The following is a 13,885-nucleotide window of genomic DNA, read 5'->3' as shown; positions in this document are numbered from 1 at the left end:
AGATGTGAATAGAAGGGCAAAAGTTTGTGGGTAATTTTTGTATTACAATACATTGGTTAACCAAGTAATCCACGACGCCAAACCTTCACCCGTGCGACAGGAGAGCTCAAAAACCGGGGCTTGGGTAAGGGCTCTGAGGTGGAGGTAGAACTGATCGTGGTCAAAACCACATAGCGGGGCTAAGTCGATTTTATTGAGTACAATCGCATCGCTCCGAACAAAAATAGCTGGATATTTGAGTGGCTTGTCGTGCCCTTCGGCAGCGCTGACGATGCATACCGTATAGTGCGCGCCTAAATCCCAGTGGGTTGGGCAAATAAGATTGCCGACGTTTTCGATAAAGAGTAAGTCGAGCGCCTCCAGTTCAAGTTGGCCAAGGGCTTCGGCAACCATGCGGGCTTCTAAATGGCAGGTTCCACCCGTGTTGATCTGTACGGCATCACGGGCGCCGGCCTGAAGGACCTTTTGGGTATCGATGCTACCGGCAATGTCGCCTTCCAGCACGCCAATTTGCAGGCGCCGGCCAAGCTGCTCCAGCGTCCGAGCAATCAAACTGGTTTTGCCCGCCCCTGGGGCAGCAATCAAGTTAAGCACGCGCACGCCGGCCTTGTCGAACTGCTCACGTAGCGCCTGGGCTAAGGCGTTGTTATCGGCCTGCACGCGGCGCGCTACCTGGATGATTTTTAGCGTAGGCTCCATATTTTTAAAGCAGGGCAATCATCGCCCCAATAAGCATGAAACCGGCAAGCCGAAAAACGCCAACCACCTGTCGGTGGTGCAGCAAGCGTCCGATCGCGTAGCCCGTAAAGGTTAACAGGCCTGTGGCAAGCATCCATCCAAGGGCATAAGCCCAGCCCGTCTCAGGCAGGATTTCGGTGCCGTGGACGTGTCCGTGTAGCAAACCAAACAGCGCAATAAGCAGTAGACTAACTGCAGCAGGTGGGCGAGACACCAAAACCAGCATTGTGCCCAAAAGCAGCACCGAAGCCAGCACGCTCCATTCGGTGGTCTCCGTGGGCCAAGCAGCTCCAAGCGGTAGTCCGACCAGGAGCATGCTCAAAAAAACGAACAGTAAGCGGCGTGCAAGAACATGTGCCTGCAAGGCAGCCCATAAACCCACCCCCACTGCAGCTAGCAAGTGATCTAGGCCGGTGAGCGGATGTAGCAAGCCGTAGCCCCAGCTTGTGGTTGGTGTCAACCCCGTATGGGCCAGTGCTGAAGCAGGCGCTGTGAGCACGAGGATGGGCAGCCAGCACAGCACCGCTGCTAAAGGAAGACGTGAAGGGTTCATGTCAAAAAAATTTGGGTGCTACACCCTTAACAAGAAAAGACTGGTTTTCGACTGGTCAAGATGGGCTGGCGCAATCCTTTAAAAAATCAACTTGTAAAAAAAAAGCCCCTACCGCGATTCGCGGCAGGGGCTTTACTTTAAGCTCCTCGGGCAGGGCTCGAACCTGCAACCCCCTGGTTAACAGCCAGGTGCTCTGCCAATTGAGCTACCGAGGAATGAAAGCGGCCTCTAAGATACAGCGACCGGCCGCGGCCGTCAATAGTACGATAGGAGTTTGACGCCTTTTCAAACGCCCAAATGGCTTTCAGGTTCATTTTAGTTTACCTCAGCAGCCTTCCTGGAGGTCGAGAAAAGGTCGTGAAAGGCGTTTGCGGGAACTTGCAAACCGGGTTGCGATTTGTTATCATCCCCTGCCACTATTTCCTGCCCGGGTGGCGGAACTGGTAGACGCGCATGATTCAGGGTCATGTGGGGGTAACTCCGTGGGGGTTCGAATCCCTCCCCGGGCACAAGGGAAGGGCCCAAGTTCTACGCAGAACTTGGGCCCCTGGCTTTTAGGGTTTGGCCGCAGGGCGTTTAATATAGGCACGCACGTCTTGCTCAGTTTCCACGGCCAGCACAACCCAGCCGTCCACTGCGGCCAACGCAGGATTCCTACCCATAAAACTCAGCGCCTGCGTTGTGTCTGGAAACGCCGTTTTGGAAAAAACTTGCAGGCGCACTTGTCCCTTCGTAGGCGCTTCCCACGCTGCCCACATCTGGTACGTATCCCAAGCTAGCCGCATTTGGGCTATGGGTAGGACCTGAGCAAGCGGTTGGGCTGCCAAGACAGGGCGCAGCTGGGGGCTCAAGCGGCGATACCAGATGCCTGTTCGCTCAGGGGCTCCGGTATACCAAGCTACATGCAGTTGTTGCCGATCATCGACGGCCAAGCTTGGCCCCACATGTGGGCAGCCGTCAAGCACCCAGCCGTCGGTTTGGACGCGCACTGGCTGGGAGAATGTCTGTCCTCTGTCGCGTGATACAGCCACCACAATGTCGCGCACGTTGCCTGGAAAGACCTTGCGCCAGGCAACGTAGAGCCCGCCCTGGGCATCGATCGTGAGCGCTGTGCGGCAGCAAGGGCAACTGGTCGAATCTACAATAACGCCAGGACTAAACGTGCAGCCGTCGGTAGAGCGAGCTACGCGAATGTCAGGACCAGCAGATGAGGTTTCGTGATGGTGCCTGTGGGTTTCTGCAGAGCGCTGGGCATCCAGCCGACGGGCATCAATCCAAGAGACGTACACGATGCCCTCACGTCCAATAGCTAAGTCGTGAAAGGTATGGCTTGAAGGCGGCCCTTCCGCGTCGTCGTTTACCAAACAGGGTGGTGCAAAGGTTTGGCCTTGGTCAGTCGATCGCACCAGGTACAGGTTGCTGGCCGGAAACCGTCGTCCAGGGACCGGAATGCGGCTGCTCCACAGCACGTAAACTGTGCCATCAGGGCCTACCCGGACTTGGGGCGGTGCTTGGGTATGCAGATTCCCTAGCCCTCGCTGTGGATGAACCCGTACCGGTGGCGAAGGGGCCGTATCGCCGGGAGCCATGCGCGACAGGTAAATATCCACCAGGCTATCCCGCATAGCCGCCCAGCTCCAATAGATCGTGTGCGTTTGGGGATCGATCGCTGTGGTGATTGCACCTACGCGACCACTGTCCAGACGTATGACTTGAAAATCGTATGGCCTAAGCCCAGAAGGCCCTGTGCTGGAACACCCCGCTCCCAGCAACAAGCCAGCAAGCGCAAGCTTCAAGGATTTCATGATCGTAAACGCTGTGTCATAAGCGGGTGGGGCGCTTGGCTAAACCAGCGCCCCACCTTGCAGGGTGCATTAAAAGTGGTATTGCAGGCTTAGGTAAATGCTGCGCGGCATGGCCGGAGAGAGCTCGGATCCGCGTACCGGATGATAGGTGGCACGCTCGGCGTAGCGCCGATTCCATAAATTCAGCACGCGCCCGGAGAGGCTTACCCGGCTATGTAGCGGTAGGTTAAGCCGCATATTTGCCACGTGATAGCCCTCGTAGCGTACGGTGTTGGCTGCGTCCATCCAGTAGGACCCCACGCGGCGCCACTCGAAGAGGAGCAGACTTCCTCTCCAAAAGGAGGGCGTGTAGCTTAAAACCAGGCTGGCCAGCACGCGCGGCGCGAGCTCAAGTTCGTTTCCACTGAGATTGCTTTGAGGGGCTGTTTCCCAAGAGACATACCACTGGCCGGTATAGGACCAAGCAGCCTCAAGCTGGAAGGCTTCCGTCGGCTTAAGACGCAGTGAAAGCTCCAGGCCGCGGTGGCGCGTACGGCCCACATTGCCTACTTGGCTAACCCCCTGGGCATCAACGTACGAAACGATGTCGTTCCGTTTTTCAAGCTGATAGCCTACCAGTTCATAAGCTAGCCAATCGGACCACAAGGCCCCGCGAATGCCTAGCTCAAACTGATCGGCCCGTACAGGCGCTAGATGGGTCGTATTGGACGTCGCGCCCTGTCGGAAAAGCTGTCCCTCCGAAGGCACGCGGAAAGCGTGGCGATAAGAACCAAAAAGCGTCAGACTACGATCTAGCCGGTACACCCATCCAAGTTTAGGACTGGCGTGTACAAACGCACGGCTGGTATCCGGGGCGCGGCGGTGGCGGCCTGTGGTAACGACGCTGAGCCGATTGTCGTAGTCGTAGCGTGCCCAATCCAAGCGTAAACCCAGGCTGAACTCCAATGGCTGCAGCGGCCGCACTTCGAGCTGGGCATAGGGTGCTGCTTGCCAAAACGTCACGTAGTAGTCGTAGAGTGTATCAGCAAGGGTGTAGGCAGTAAAGATTTTGCCTTGTCGCGTTGCGCGCACGCGCTGCTCAAAGTGGCTTCCGGGACTGCTTTCCAGGTCGATACCGCTGGTGAGCCGAAGGCGCTCGGGCTGCAGTTCATGGTGATAGCGAACCATCAAGCCCAGCGACCGATGCCGCAGATCCCAGATAGCTGGATCAAAGGCCAGCGACCAATTGGGCAGCAATTCGGTGATGTTGTAGCGCACGTAAGGCGTCAGCTCTAGCCGGCTGCGTGCTGTCTGGTAAGCATAGGCCGCAGAAAGCCGAAACGCCCAGACGCGGCGGTAAGAGATAGGCGTATAGTTTAGGCGTGGATTGCGCTCAAAATCTTCGGCCGAGAGGGCTGAAGATCCGGCAGGATTTTGATCAATGTGGGAAAAAGATACAACCGTGCTTAGGCGTGCACGGTTACCTGCCCGACCCCAGTCCCAGCGCGCTACGACGCTTTGGCGTGCATAGCGTGTAGCCTCGCGCCAACCGTCTGTACGGGTCACGTTGGCATCCATCCGCACGCGATGCGCGCCAATGCGCGTGCCGGCGCTAAGAAGCGCGCGGCCATAGCCGTAGGAACCCCCTTCCACTTTTCCTTGCAGCAACGGGCGATCTGGCGCGGGTGGCGTAGAGACGTTGACCACTGCCCCAATAGCATCGCTACCGTAGAGTGCCGTTCCCGGGCCTTTAATCACTTCGACCGCTTCAGCCTGGGGCAAGTTGACTTCATAGAGGGCATTATGATTGAAAAAGCCGGTCGAGCGAATGGGAACCCCATTTTCCAAGTACAAATAGACCGGCTCGGTCGTGAGCGGTTGGCGGATGGCCGTCAGATGGCCTTCACCCGTAGGCGTCATCAACCATACCCCAGCCAGTCGATTAAGAAGCTCAGCCGGGTGCAAAGCCCCAACCGATGCCATCGCCTCTTGGCGCAATAAGCCCACAGAGGCCGCTACATCCGTCCGAGACTGAGGCAAACCGCTGGCTGCTACCACAATTTCCCCCAGACTTACGGTTTGCTCTTCCAAGATGATCGTAAGCTGCGTTGTTACACCTGCTTGGAGGAGAATGGCCTGGCGGTAAGGCACAAAACCTAAAAAGCGTACCGTTAGCGTGTACGTTCCTGCTGGCAGATTCGCTAGCTGAAAACGTCCCTTGGCGTCGGTTGTAGTACCTTGAGCCAGTTCCTCAAGGATGACATGGGCGCCTTGAAGCGGCGTCGCCGTACCAGCAACGCGTACGTTGCCTTCCAAAATGGCTGTAGACTGGGCGTGTGCTGAAGCCAATAGTCCCAGCAGCCCTAGGGCAAACAGGAAGTATCGCATGACACAACTGTCTCGTCTGATGGGTTTTCGAGATAGTGGGCATACCTAGACCCTTCTGCCGTGCAAAAGGCAGCAGCAAGCACCATCTGCATGGCCAGCTGCTAAGCAGCTGCCTAACCAACCAGACGAGGGGGATGGAAAATGTCTACCGCAAGGCGAAGCGCAAGCACCATTTCCTCACCGGGAAGCAGCTCAAACGGTCTGCCTTCCGGACAAGCTAAACTGCACGCTCGAGGAAGGACCCACCGATCGATCACTAGGGTAAAAACGTGTGCCGGGGCATCGTGGCGGCAATTGCACACCAGCAGCGCAATTTCGCCAAGACCAGCTACATGCACGCTTACCTTCGCTTGGGGGGTAGAACTGTGATGCGGACAGGCAACTATGCCAGGAACTAGGTCAGCTTCCCGATGATGACAGACAACAGGCGCCTGAAGCTCAGGTAACGAAATCACCAGCGGCACCTGCTGCCCCAAAAAGAGCAGCATAAGGCCACTTGCGATCAGTCGCTGCCCAAAGCTCTGGCGCATAATTTGGGTATTTAAATGCAATCTAAAAGTAGAACCGGCGCTGGCCCAGTCCAAATAAATTTGGATAAAAATATCCCCTTTACAAATTTTTTGCGTCCCCAAAGGACAACAAGATTGACTTCATTGATAAACTTCGATATATTGGATCAGTAGGTTTTTTTCAGCGAATACAGCGATGTCGTCACCCTCAGCGTGTGGTCAGTCGACGCGTGCCTTACGCTTGCCAGCAGAGGTGCTGCGCTTGCGGGTGCGGCAGCTCAAGGCACTTGGGCATCCGGTACGGCTGCAAATGGTGGCGTTGCTCTCGCAGGAAGGTGCACCCTTGTGCGTATGTGATATCGAGGCGCATTTTGATCTGAAGCAGCCCACGATTTCGCACCACTTGCGTTGGCTGCGGGAGGCAGGCTTGGTGATAGCAGAGGTACGCGGGCCGTACACGTATTATCAGCTTAAGCCTGAGGTCCTTGAGGATTTAGGAGCGTGGCTTCAGCGCTTAGCCGCTTAAATTTTTTTTATCAATTAACTCATTGAGGATCGTCTATGAGTCATCCAACCATTCAGGTGCTACCGGCCCACGCTGACGCGTGGCCGGCATTGCGCCATCTTTTGCAAATCTGTCATCTTACCGAAGAGGGGGTTGCAGCGCAGCTGGACCGTGTGCGTGTGGCGTATATGCATGGCCAGGTAGTGGGCATGGCGTTGCTGGAACGGTACGCTGAAGGGGGATTGCTTCGCTCCGTTGCGGTAGATCCAGCCTGGCAGGGTAAAGGAATTGGGCGGCGGTTGGTTGAAGCCATGCTCGAGGAAGCGCGTCAGGAAGGTTTGCAACAGGTGTTTCTGCTTACAGAAACCGCTGCAGGTTTTTTTGCCCGCCTGGGCTTTGAGGCCATCACGCGCGAGGTTGTCCCGGTCTCTGTGCAACAGGCGTCACAGTTTACGCACTTGTGTCCCACAAGTAGCCAAGTGATGCGCATTTTTTTGCCTGAAGTCATCGATAAACATCAATGAAAGCCATGACAACGGATCGCATCAAAGAAGCCGTGCGGGCGTATTATGCCCAAATTGCACAAGAGCGCACCTCGTGCTGCACTTCCTCGTGTGGATGCGCTGCAGGTTATGCGGAGGAGGTGTTGGCTTCCGTACCTGTTGAAGCCCAAATGGGCCTTGGTTGCGGTAATCCTTTTGCTTTAGGAGCGTTGCCCCGCGGGGCTACCGTGCTGGACTTGGGTTCTGGGGCAGGGATGGACTGCCTGATTGCAGCCCAGCACGTAGGACCAGAAGGTCGGGTAATCGGCGTGGATTTGACACCTGAGATGGTAGCATTGGCACAGGAGAATGCCCGAAAGGTGGGCCTGCACAATGTCACCTTTGTGCAAGGAGATATTGAAGCTTTGCCGCTGCCAGAGTGTTCGGTCGATGTGGTGCTTTCCAACTGCGTTATCAACTTGGTGCCAGATAAAGCGCGTGCATTTGCTGAAGCCTTCCGTGTGCTTCGGCCAGGAGGATGGTTGCTGGTGGCTGACTTGGTGCGGCAAGGTGCGCTACCAGCCTATTGGGAAGACGATCCAGAGGCCTATGCCCGTTGTTTGGCAGGTACAATTCCTGAAGCAGATTATCTAGCAGCCATTGAAATGGCTGGCTTGGTCATCGAGGCCGTGACGCGTGCTGCCGTTGAAGGACCCATTGTCTCGCTTCAGGTGCGCGCCCGTCGTCCTTTGTAGGAAATAGCCTTACAGTTTTTGGCACATTCCGCCGACAGGCAAGGTCCGGTAAGCCTGGTTGCTCTTAATCTTAGGTTATCCATATTCTGCTATAACCTGTTGAACTTAACCGCTTATCTGTTATGACACAGCAAGCGCACTACGAAGTGGTTATTGTGGGAGGGGGTACGGCAGGTTTGACGGTAGCCGCCCAGCTAAGGCGCGCCAAAAATCCCCCACAAGTGGCCATTATTGAGCCTTCCGTGAAGCACTACTACCAACCGCTCTGGACACTGGTAGGTGCAGGTGTTTTCCCACCGGAAGCCTCTGTGCGCAATGAAGCGGACTACATTCCGCCTGGCGCTACCTGGATTCAAGATCGCGTGGTGGCCCTTGATCCGGACCGCGATGCGGTGCAGACGGCCGCAGGACGTACGCTCCACTACGACTATTTAGTACTGGCACCAGGGATTCAGCTCGACTGGGATAAAATTCCTGGCCTAAAGGAATCGCTGGGCCGCTATGGCGTGACCAGCAACTATGCCTATGAGCTGGCGCCTTATACCTGGCAGGTTATGCAACAGCTTAAGCCTGGCGACCGGGCACTTTTTACGCAGCCCCCAACACCGGTTAAATGCGGTGGAGCACCTCAGAAAATCATGTATCTGACGGCCGATCACTTGCGCCGCCGTGGGATTTTAGATCAGGTCGAGATACACTTTTTCTCACCAGGCGTGGTCATCTTTGGCATTCCGGAATTTGCCCGAACGCTGGAGAAAGTCATTGCTCGCTACGGCATTCAGTTTCATTTTCGGCATGATTTAGCTGAAGTGCGCGGCCCTAAGCAAGAGGCTGTCTTTCACTTGAAGGATGAAAAAGGCCAGGTGCTGGAAGAGCGGATTTTCTCGTTCCAGATGCTGCATGTGGTGCCGCCGCAGAGCGCGCCGGACTTTATCAAGCAGAGCAAGGTGGCCAGCGCAGACGGCTGGGTGGAAGTAGACCCCTATACGCTGCAGCATGTGCGCTATCCAAACATTTTTGCTCTAGGCGACGCTGCCAGCACGCCAAATGCAAAAACCGGTGCAGCGGTGCGCAAGCAGGCACCTGTGGTAGTGCACAACCTGCTGCAGCTTCGGGAGCATGGGGCGCTGATCCACCCTAAGCATTACAATGGCTACAGTTCATGCCCGCTTGTAACGGGCTATGGGAAGCTCGTGCTGGCGGAATTCGACTACAACAACCGGCCTATGCCCTCCTTCCCATTCGACACCACCAAGGAGCGGCGCTCGATGTACTTGCTCAAAAAATACGTGCTGCCTTGGATGTACTGGAATCTTATGCTGCGCGGGAAGGCCTAAAGCTCAGTGCGCAGGGCGCGCCATTCGTCAAATACGCGGGCAAAACCCGCAGCCAGTTTCGCCGAAGGGCCTTCACGTTGGATTTCGGGTTGGCCAACGGGGGGTAAGCCGTTGGGAAAGCGGATCGTGATGCGACTGTAGCGGCCTTCGCCGTGGCCGATGTAGCATTCTGGGGCTGGCAGGTGGGGTCCTGAATAGCGGGCCAGACCAAAGCGGTCTAGGATGGCGTCGGCGGCAGTCATCCCCTGGGCAGTAGCGGCCCCAGCAGCGCGTGGCAGCAGCGTACGCGCGGCATCGCCCACAACAAACAGTCCCGACTGCACGCTTTCAAACTGCTCGTTTACCGCTACTAGTACACCGTCATCTGGTAAAGAGGTAAGTAGTGGGGATCGCGTATGCGGTGGGATGACCAGGGCTAGATCGTAGGATAACCGGGCGCCATCGGTGAAGGTGATTTGTCGATCTGTGCTGGCGCTCCAGTCAGGCTGCCGGTTCAGCACGACGTCGACACCCGACGTAGCGCAAGCGTGGAGCAGAAATTCAGGAATACCGTGCTCGAGCGAAGCCAATGGGACTGGTTCTGGCGTTGTAAGCGTGATCTGCACATCGCGTTGCTGGCGACGATAAAACGCTGCCAGTTGCATGGCAAGACTGTAAGGTGCAGGCGGGCAACGGTAAGGCAGGCCAGCAATCACGATTACGACATGGCCTGAGTGCAGCTGAGCGATGGGTTCATGGGCCGCTCGAGCCGTGCTAGGACTCCAAAAAGCAAACAAATTCGGTTGTTGCGGGACGGCTTCCAGGTCTAAATGCAGGCCAGGGGCAGCAATGACGGCGTCGGCTTCTAGCGTGCGGCCGTCCGCCAATACGACGCCTTGGCCACTAACCTGCTGGGCACGGGTCTTGAGCACTTCGATGCCACGCAAGCGTACCGGTGTGCGCCAATGGTTGGGCGGGGCCTCGCCAAGCGCGGTAGCAATAGTCCCTGCTAGAAATTCGGCAGTGCCATCGCGTTCGATAACCACGATTTCCAACGCATCGGCTGCGCGTTCACGCAGACGCCGGGCAGCTGCTAAGCCCCCTGGTCCAGCCCCAATGATGCATACGCGTCGTCGCATGGGTGATCGGGTTTGGATACGCAGAGAACCTATGCACGGGTCAGTTGTAGCCAAACATAGCTGGCCAAGGCAGAAAAATGCTTGTGCTCTATCGACACGCTAACGACCCAGAAGGTGGGGCTATCGAGGAGCAGCTTCGAGAGCTGGTGCTGGCGCATCGGGTAGTGCGGCTTGCCGAAGGGGCCGCGCTGCCCGATGGATCGATCCCTGCGGCTTGGCCTGTGCTTGAGGCAGGTTCGCAGCGTTACGAGGGGATGCCAGCCGTGCAGGCGTTTTTGGACGAACTGGCCTATGAGGTTACGTTGAATCGCCAGTTTCAGTCGGACGCCTGCTACTTGGACCCCGACGATCCCACGCATTGCCTTTAGGCTACGCGTTGCCATACCAGACGGATCGTAGCTGCTGGGCCGCGGTGGCCTATGCCTTCGTTTAGTTCGGGCGTGGCGTTTTCTAGGAGGCAAATCCCGGCTGGAGCAAAATACCGGCGCAGCTCCTCGGCCGTTACCATCCAGGCCGGATCAGGTGGTCCACCGCTCAGGTAGCCTTCGGTGCGCTGCTCAGGCCTGAACCACTCGGCAATAAGATAGCCTTTGGGACGCAGGATGCGTTCTATTAAGGCGTAGAGGGTCGGACGCTGATCCGGGGGCAGGTGCAAAAACGTCATGACTACAGCATCCCAGGTGCGCTGCGGATGCCACCGCGTTACATCTGCGGCTATGGTCTCTACCTGAACCCCAGCTTGTCTGGCCAGCTGCCGCGTTTTTTCTAGGCCAGCCTCAGCGTAATCGACTGCGGTCACCCGAAAGCCTTGGCAGGCCAGCCATACTGCGTTGCGGCCCTCACCAGCACCCAGTTCAATCACGTCGCATTCCGGCTTGAGGTAAAGCGGTACCACCTCGGCTAGGAAAGCGTTCGGCGCTGTACCGTAGAAAAAGGCCGCTTCACCAAAACGTTGGTTCCAGAACTCAGGGTGCATCTTTATTAAGGCCTCTTGGCTGTGCTTTAAGCAGTCTACCTCACACCGCCCTTATCGCGCCACAACCGTACGCTTTAACCGCTGGAGCTGGCCTTGCGCTGCAAAGCGGGCTTCGTTGGTCAGGCAGCACAGGTTGGGGTTGTTTTGCTCTAGGGGAAGCAAGGCGCTCATAGCAAACGTGCTGGCTTCTACGGCGCTACGTTAGCGCCAGCGCGTACCAAGTCTTCGAACCCTCCGATGTTGTACAGCTTACGGAAGCCCATTTCGCGCAGGATCTCGGCGGCCCTCTGGCTGCGGCGGCCCGAGCGACAGTAGAGATATACGGGCTGGTCGGGACTAAGCTGGAGTGCTGCAACCTGCTCCCGGAAGTCGGGAGCTTGTACGTTGAGGTTTAGAGCGCCTTGGAGATGTCCTTGAGCGAATTCTTCTGGCGTGCGTACGTCGATCACAACGGTTTCGGGCGTGTAGCGCGCCAGGAATTCTTCAGCAGTCAGTCGCAAAATGACGGTGGTATCGGGGGTAGCTCGAGTGGCGACCGACACTGAGGTCTGGGGGCGTTCACTGGCGCAAGCCGTTAGCCCAAGGATAAGTACTACTAGCAATGGTAATGCGCGCGTTTTCATGGTCAGTCAGCGTTCAGGGTGCTAAGGGTGCTCCGGCACGGACCAGGTCTTCCAGTCCGCCAATATTGTAGGCTTCTAGGCCATGTTGGCGAAGCAGGCGCGCGGCCTGTCCGCTTCGGTTACCAGAACGGCAGTAAAGATAGTAGGTTCGGCTAGGGTCAAGTTGCGCAATTTTGGCGTGAAAGTCTGCTGCCATAAGGTCTAAGTTCAACGCCCCTTCTAGGTGTCCTTGCTGATATTCTGCAGGCGTGCGCACATCGATGATCACATCTTCAGGGCGTCGGCGATGCAGAAAAACCTCCGGGCGTAACGTTTCTTGGGCTGCGGTAGGCGAGGCCTGGCGCAGCCGTTCCAGTAGGCGCGTCCACATAGTGCTTAAAAGGAAGTTTGCAGCAGCGAATCAGGCACAAATACACTGTAAAGCCCACGCAGGTCGCCGGGCTGAAAGTCGTAAGCCTGGTCGCTGGGGTAGTTCTGGACGATAAAGGCTGGGCGAGCGTCGCGTGGGCCGTGGCAGACCAGGCATTGTGGAAGCACCGTGATGCGACGCAGGTAGCGCCAGCCCGAGCTCCCATTGTGCACAGTCCGTACCCAAAGGCTGTCGAGCGAAGGGTCAGCTGCAAAGCGAGCAAACAAGGCTGCGGCCTGCGAATCCGGCTGGTTGGCTGGGTTGCGATACTTGATCGCCAGTTGCCGTACCACCCAGCCGTTACTTTCTCCCAGTAGTCGAGCCTGTTGGCCCACAGGGCGACAGACGCGGTTGAATGTAGCTTCGTCGACCTGTTCTCCAGCCGCAATGGTTTGCGCTAGGCCAGCCCGCATAGCGTCAAGTGCCTGGATTGCTGCTTCTACCTGTTGTCGCATTTCCGCTGGCGGCGTCTCGGGTAATGCAGCGGGCCGGCAAGCGGCTAGAAAAACCAAGGCAAGTAAGACAAGGGCAAGCATAGCGTCTGTGTAGCTTTAGGAAGTCGCAAGCTCGGGTACATGTTGGCGTAGCCACTGGCGCACGGCTACTTCGGGCAAGGCCCCCACGAATTCATCGACGACCTGACCGTTGCGGAACAGTTTGACAGTGGGGATGCCGCGCACATGGTAGTGCATGGCCAGCTCTGGATGCTGGTCGGTGTTCACCTTTACCAGGCGCCAAGCCCCGTGGCTTTCCCGAGCCAGCTTTTCAAGTACGGGTCCTAGAATGCGGCAAGGACCACACCAAGGAGCCCAGAAGTCTACCACTACAGGTTTTTCGTGGCTTTTTTCAATCACTTCTTTTTGAAAGAATGCTGGAAGCGACATGGCAGTAATGAGCTTAGTTTGCAATTGAACCCGTGAAGGCTTCTATGTTTTGGTATAAAATCCACAATCCCATTGCCACTAAAAAAACGGCAAAACCGCGCTGCAGGTGGTGTTGAGGGATGCGGCCGCCGATCCAATTGCCGGCAAAAGAGCCAGCAATGCCAACGGCCGCAAACAAGCCAACCGTTTCCCAATGGACACTTAGCCCTAGCTCGGCAAGCACCTCAAGGTATTTGAGGTAACCAGCAAAGCTCTTTAGCGCGATGATGACAAGACTCGTGCCGACGGCCTGGCGCATGTCGAGGCCGCCTAGCAGCACCAGCGCAGGGACAATCAAAAAACCTCCCCCGACGCCTACCAGGCCAGTGAGCACGCCTACGCTGAGGCCCTCGAGCATGATTTTCCAGGCAGCATGGCGACGGCTGGCTTCAAGACCCCCGGCTGCGGCACGCACCACTGGCAAGGCAGGCTGGCTGCGGCGATACATGAGCACCGCTGCCAGCAACATGACGACTGCAAAAAGGGACAGCTGTACGGGTCCGGAAACGAAACGCGACAACCAGGCTCCGCCGTAGGTGCCGATAATGCCTGGAATGCCAAAAAACAACACGCTACGCCAGTCGATGGTACGTTGGCGAGCGTAGGGCAGGGCACCAGCAGCGGCAATGGCCCCCACAATGCCTAAGCTTTCGGCAATGGCAATTTTATCGGGCTCGCCCACCAAATAGACCAGTACAGGCACCGTGAGGATGCTTCCCCCAGAGCCCAGTAGGCCTAGGGATAGCCCGATCAGTACAGCCCCTATTAAGGCAATCCACATGGCT

The 13,885-nt window shown here is 56.9% G+C and carries 17 protein-coding genes and 2 tRNA genes; 6 read left to right on the top strand and 13 right to left on the bottom strand.

What is annotated here, in order from left to right:
- Positions 1 to 42: 42 nt before the first annotated feature.
- The 3 genes from hypB to J8E65_RS00630 all read right to left on the bottom strand — a co-directional run bounded on the left by hypB (position 43) and on the right by J8E65_RS00630 (position 1,506).
- Positions 43 to 699, bottom strand: a complete 657-nt coding sequence (hypB, locus tag J8E65_RS00640) for a hydrogenase nickel incorporation protein HypB (RefSeq protein WP_210373443.1) — start codon at positions 697 to 699, stop codon at positions 43 to 45.
- A 4-nt stretch (positions 700 to 703) separates the two neighbouring features.
- Positions 704 to 1,291, bottom strand: a complete 588-nt coding sequence (locus J8E65_RS00635; protein ID WP_210373442.1) for a HupE/UreJ family protein — start codon at positions 1,289 to 1,291, stop codon at positions 704 to 706.
- 142 nt (positions 1,292 to 1,433) lie between these two features.
- A tRNA-Asn gene (locus J8E65_RS00630) sits at positions 1,434 to 1,506 on the bottom strand.
- A gap of 210 nt (positions 1,507 to 1,716) precedes the next feature.
- On the opposite strand from J8E65_RS00630, the gene J8E65_RS00625 reads away from it, so the two are divergent.
- Positions 1,717 to 1,800: transfer RNA gene (locus J8E65_RS00625), tRNA-Leu, on the top strand.
- A gap of 45 nt (positions 1,801 to 1,845) precedes the next feature.
- Here the strand turns inward: J8E65_RS00625 and J8E65_RS00620 are convergent.
- The 3 genes from J8E65_RS00620 to J8E65_RS00610 form a co-directional block, all read right to left on the bottom strand.
- Entirely contained in the window at positions 1,846 to 3,096 is a 1,251-nt protein-coding gene (locus tag J8E65_RS00620; RefSeq protein WP_210373440.1) for a sialidase family protein, read from the bottom strand.
- 69 nt (positions 3,097 to 3,165) lie between these two features.
- A complete protein-coding gene (locus tag J8E65_RS00615; protein WP_210373438.1) occupies positions 3,166 to 5,463 on the bottom strand; it encodes a TonB-dependent receptor in 2,298 nt (765 codons plus the stop codon).
- A gap of 113 nt (positions 5,464 to 5,576) precedes the next feature.
- Positions 5,577 to 5,993 carry a hypothetical protein gene (locus J8E65_RS00610; protein ID WP_210373436.1) on the bottom strand — a complete coding sequence of 139 codons (417 nt, stop codon included), beginning with the start codon at positions 5,991 to 5,993 and terminating at the stop codon, positions 5,577 to 5,579.
- Positions 5,994 to 6,168: 175 nt separating this feature from the next.
- Here J8E65_RS00610 and J8E65_RS00605 point away from each other — a divergent pair, with 175 nt between their 5' ends.
- The 4 genes from J8E65_RS00605 (at position 6,169) to J8E65_RS00590 (ending at position 9,051) form a co-directional block, all read left to right on the top strand.
- Positions 6,169 to 6,498, top strand: coding sequence for an ArsR/SmtB family transcription factor (locus tag J8E65_RS00605; protein ID WP_210373435.1), 330 nt, complete (start codon positions 6,169 to 6,171; stop codon positions 6,496 to 6,498).
- 35 nt (positions 6,499 to 6,533) lie between these two features.
- Positions 6,534 to 7,001, top strand: a complete 468-nt coding sequence (gene arsN2, locus J8E65_RS00600) for an arsenic resistance N-acetyltransferase ArsN2 (RefSeq protein ID WP_210373433.1) — start codon at positions 6,534 to 6,536, stop codon at positions 6,999 to 7,001.
- Positions 7,002 to 7,006: 5 nt separating this feature from the next.
- On the top strand, positions 7,007 to 7,714 hold the full coding sequence (arsM, locus tag J8E65_RS00595; protein WP_237181490.1) for an arsenite methyltransferase: 708 nt from the start codon (positions 7,007 to 7,009) through the stop codon (positions 7,712 to 7,714).
- 122 nt (positions 7,715 to 7,836) lie between these two features.
- Positions 7,837 to 9,051 (top strand): NAD(P)/FAD-dependent oxidoreductase, encoded by a 1,215-nt coding sequence (locus J8E65_RS00590; RefSeq protein WP_210373430.1) that lies wholly within the window; start codon positions 7,837 to 7,839, stop codon positions 9,049 to 9,051.
- Here the strand turns inward: J8E65_RS00590 and J8E65_RS00585 are convergent.
- A complete protein-coding gene (locus J8E65_RS00585; RefSeq protein WP_210373428.1) occupies positions 9,048 to 10,169 on the bottom strand; it encodes an NAD(P)/FAD-dependent oxidoreductase in 1,122 nt (373 codons plus the stop codon). The genes J8E65_RS00590 and J8E65_RS00585 overlap by 4 nt on opposite strands.
- Positions 10,170 to 10,246: 77 nt before the next feature.
- Between J8E65_RS00585 and J8E65_RS00580 the strand changes: the two genes are divergently transcribed.
- Positions 10,247 to 10,537, top strand: a complete 291-nt coding sequence (locus J8E65_RS00580; protein ID WP_210373427.1) for a hypothetical protein — start codon at positions 10,247 to 10,249, stop codon at positions 10,535 to 10,537.
- Here J8E65_RS00580 and J8E65_RS00575 read toward each other — a convergent pair.
- The 6 genes from J8E65_RS00575 to J8E65_RS00550 form a co-directional block, all read right to left on the bottom strand.
- Positions 10,534 to 11,145, bottom strand: coding sequence for an SAM-dependent methyltransferase (locus J8E65_RS00575; protein ID WP_210373425.1), 612 nt, complete (start codon positions 11,143 to 11,145; stop codon positions 10,534 to 10,536). The two genes, J8E65_RS00580 and J8E65_RS00575, sit on opposite strands and share 4 nt — an antisense overlap.
- A 188-nt stretch (positions 11,146 to 11,333) precedes the next feature.
- On the bottom strand, positions 11,334 to 11,768 hold the full coding sequence (locus tag J8E65_RS00570) for a rhodanese-like domain-containing protein (RefSeq protein WP_210373423.1): 435 nt from the start codon (positions 11,766 to 11,768) through the stop codon (positions 11,334 to 11,336).
- Between the two features lie 13 nt (positions 11,769 to 11,781).
- Positions 11,782 to 12,138: a rhodanese-like domain-containing protein gene (locus J8E65_RS00565; RefSeq protein ID WP_210373421.1), complete on the bottom strand. Its 357-nt coding sequence runs from the start codon at positions 12,136 to 12,138 to the stop codon at positions 11,782 to 11,784.
- A gap of 5 nt (positions 12,139 to 12,143) precedes the next feature.
- Entirely contained in the window at positions 12,144 to 12,713 is a 570-nt protein-coding gene (locus J8E65_RS00560; protein WP_210373419.1) for a Tll0287-like domain-containing protein, read from the bottom strand.
- 15 nt (positions 12,714 to 12,728) lie between these two features.
- Positions 12,729 to 13,061, bottom strand: a complete 333-nt coding sequence (trxA, locus tag J8E65_RS00555; protein ID WP_210373417.1) for a thioredoxin — start codon at positions 13,059 to 13,061, stop codon at positions 12,729 to 12,731.
- Between the two features lie 13 nt (positions 13,062 to 13,074).
- Positions 13,075 to 13,881 carry a sulfite exporter TauE/SafE family protein gene (locus J8E65_RS00550; protein ID WP_210373416.1) on the bottom strand — a complete coding sequence of 269 codons (807 nt, stop codon included), beginning with the start codon at positions 13,879 to 13,881 and terminating at the stop codon, positions 13,075 to 13,077.
- Positions 13,882 to 13,885 lie beyond the last annotated feature (4 nt).

The sequence above is a fragment of the Rhodothermus bifroesti genome (assembly GCF_017908595.1).
GTDB lineage: Bacteria > Bacteroidota > Rhodothermia > Rhodothermales > Rhodothermaceae > Rhodothermus > Rhodothermus bifroesti.
The sequence above is the reverse complement of the archived record's forward strand: the minus strand, read 5'-3'. Positions and strand labels throughout refer to the sequence as shown.

What these genes read in the sequence shown, in the direction of transcription:
- hypB (WP_210373443.1), bottom strand. Translation starts at nt 699, where the DNA reads ATGGAGCCTACGCTAAAAATCATCCAGGTAGCGCGCCGCGTGCAGGCC.
- J8E65_RS00635 (WP_210373442.1), bottom strand. Translation starts at nt 1,291, where the DNA reads ATGAACCCTTCACGTCTTCCTTTAGCAGCGGTGCTGTGCTGGCTGCCC.
- J8E65_RS00620 (WP_210373440.1), bottom strand. Translation starts at nt 3,096, where the DNA reads ATGAAATCCTTGAAGCTTGCGCTTGCTGGCTTGTTGCTGGGAGCGGGG.
- J8E65_RS00615 (WP_210373438.1), bottom strand. Translation starts at nt 5,463, where the DNA reads ATGCGATACTTCCTGTTTGCCCTAGGGCTGCTGGGACTATTGGCTTCA.
- J8E65_RS00610 (WP_210373436.1), bottom strand. Translation starts at nt 5,993, where the DNA reads ATGCGCCAGAGCTTTGGGCAGCGACTGATCGCAAGTGGCCTTATGCTG.
- J8E65_RS00605 (WP_210373435.1), top strand. Translation starts at nt 6,169, where the DNA reads ATGTCGTCACCCTCAGCGTGTGGTCAGTCGACGCGTGCCTTACGCTTG.
- arsN2 (WP_210373433.1), top strand. Translation starts at nt 6,534, where the DNA reads ATGAGTCATCCAACCATTCAGGTGCTACCGGCCCACGCTGACGCGTGG.
- arsM (WP_237181490.1), top strand. Translation starts at nt 7,007, where the DNA reads ATGACAACGGATCGCATCAAAGAAGCCGTGCGGGCGTATTATGCCCAA.
- J8E65_RS00590 (WP_210373430.1), top strand. Translation starts at nt 7,837, where the DNA reads ATGACACAGCAAGCGCACTACGAAGTGGTTATTGTGGGAGGGGGTACG.
- J8E65_RS00585 (WP_210373428.1), bottom strand. Translation starts at nt 10,169, where the DNA reads ATGCGACGACGCGTATGCATCATTGGGGCTGGACCAGGGGGCTTAGCA.
- J8E65_RS00580 (WP_210373427.1), top strand. Translation starts at nt 10,247, where the DNA reads ATGCTTGTGCTCTATCGACACGCTAACGACCCAGAAGGTGGGGCTATC.
- J8E65_RS00575 (WP_210373425.1), bottom strand. Translation starts at nt 11,145, where the DNA reads ATGCACCCTGAGTTCTGGAACCAACGTTTTGGTGAAGCGGCCTTTTTC.
- J8E65_RS00570 (WP_210373423.1), bottom strand. Translation starts at nt 11,768, where the DNA reads ATGAAAACGCGCGCATTACCATTGCTAGTAGTACTTATCCTTGGGCTA.
- J8E65_RS00565 (WP_210373421.1), bottom strand. Translation starts at nt 12,138, where the DNA reads ATGTGGACGCGCCTACTGGAACGGCTGCGCCAGGCCTCGCCTACCGCA.
- J8E65_RS00560 (WP_210373419.1), bottom strand. Translation starts at nt 12,713, where the DNA reads ATGCTTGCCCTTGTCTTACTTGCCTTGGTTTTTCTAGCCGCTTGCCGG.
- trxA (WP_210373417.1), bottom strand. Translation starts at nt 13,061, where the DNA reads ATGTCGCTTCCAGCATTCTTTCAAAAAGAAGTGATTGAAAAAAGCCAC.
- J8E65_RS00550 (WP_210373416.1), bottom strand. Translation starts at nt 13,881, where the DNA reads ATGTGGATTGCCTTAATAGGGGCTGTACTGATCGGGCTATCCCTAGGC.